1 protein-coding gene is annotated in these 1,344 nt (G+C 57.1%); it reads left to right on the forward strand.

Annotated features, from left to right (window positions below):
• Positions 1-76 precede the first annotated feature (76 nt).
• Positions 77-1,344 (forward strand): transposase (locus tag PROAA_RS08255; protein WP_186410893.1); only part of this gene is annotated, 1,268 nt, incomplete at its 3' end.

Genomic DNA, 1,344 nt, shown 5'->3' on the forward strand with positions numbered 1-1,344 from the left:
GATTCTGTTGAAAAACTCGCCACGATTCATCGCGTGCGATACAATATGCGTATAGCATTTGTATCGAGGTGCGAAGATGATGGGAGAACGGCAAGGTGGTCAGGAACGTTTGTTCTACGCCTTCAATCTTGAAGATCATATTCCGCCAGGGCACCTTTTACGTGGAATCGATCAGTGTCTTGACCTGAGCGAACTGCGCCACCACCTGGCCGACTTCTACAGCACCACCGGACGCCCCTCGATTGATCCTGAATTGATGATCCGGATGCTCATCATTGGCTACAGCTATGGCATCCGTTCTGAACGCCGTTTGTGCGAGGAAGTACATTTGAATCTCGCCTACCGCTGGTTCTGTCGCCTGGGTATAGAGGAGGGTGTGCCGGATCACTCGACGTTCTCCAAGAATCGGCACGGGCGATTTCGAGAGAGCGGAGCCTTTCGCTGGCTATTTGATGAAGTTGTTCGGAACTGCATGGCTTCGGGACTGGTCAAGGGCGAAGGATTCGCTGTTGATGCCAGCCTGATCGCGGCGAATGCAAGCCACCAACACAGCGTTCAGGTCGGCGAGCATTGCGATTGGAACCGTCCGGAAATCGACACGCGTGCCATGCGCGAGTACCTTGCCGCCCTTGATGACGAGGCGCTTGCCGAGGTTGTTCCGCGCAAGGTTTCGCTGAGCGATCCACACTCACGTTGGACGGCGGCTACCGGAGGCATTGCCTTCTTTGCTTATTCCACCAACTATCTGATCGATACCGCCCATGGCATCATCCTCGACGTGGAGGCTACACCGGCGCACCGCACGGCAGAAGTGGATTCCACCAAGGTCATGATCGAGCTTATCGAGGCGCGTTTCGACCTTAAGCCCGAGCGCCTCATTGCGGATACCGCGTATGGAACGGCGCCGATGCTGGCCTGGATGGTCGACGAAAAGGGCATCGAGCCGCATGTTCCGGTCTTCGACAAGACAGAACGCAAAGATGGCACCTTTGAGCGCGATGCGTTCCAGTGGGATGAGGCGGCCGACGAATATCGCTGTCCGGCCGGTCAAACGCTACGGCGCGAACGGCGCCAGTACAAGAATCCGCGCCATCACATCACGAAGGCCAACACCATCATCTATCGTGCGGGTCAGCGTGATTGCGCCGCCTGCCCCCTGAAATCGCGGTGTTGCCCGAACATGACGCATCGCAAGATCGTGCGCAGCGTCCATGAGCGTGCACGCGACGTGGCTCGCCGGATCGCAACGACGCCAGCGTATCAACGCTCACGTTGCGAGCGCAAGAAGGTTGAGATGCTCTTCGCGCACCTCAAGTCGATCTTGAAATTGGATCGTCTTCGGCT

It is taken from the genome of Candidatus Propionivibrio aalborgensis, from assembly GCF_900089945.1.
Taxonomy (GTDB): domain Bacteria; phylum Pseudomonadota; class Gammaproteobacteria; order Burkholderiales; family Rhodocyclaceae; genus Propionivibrio; species Propionivibrio aalborgensis.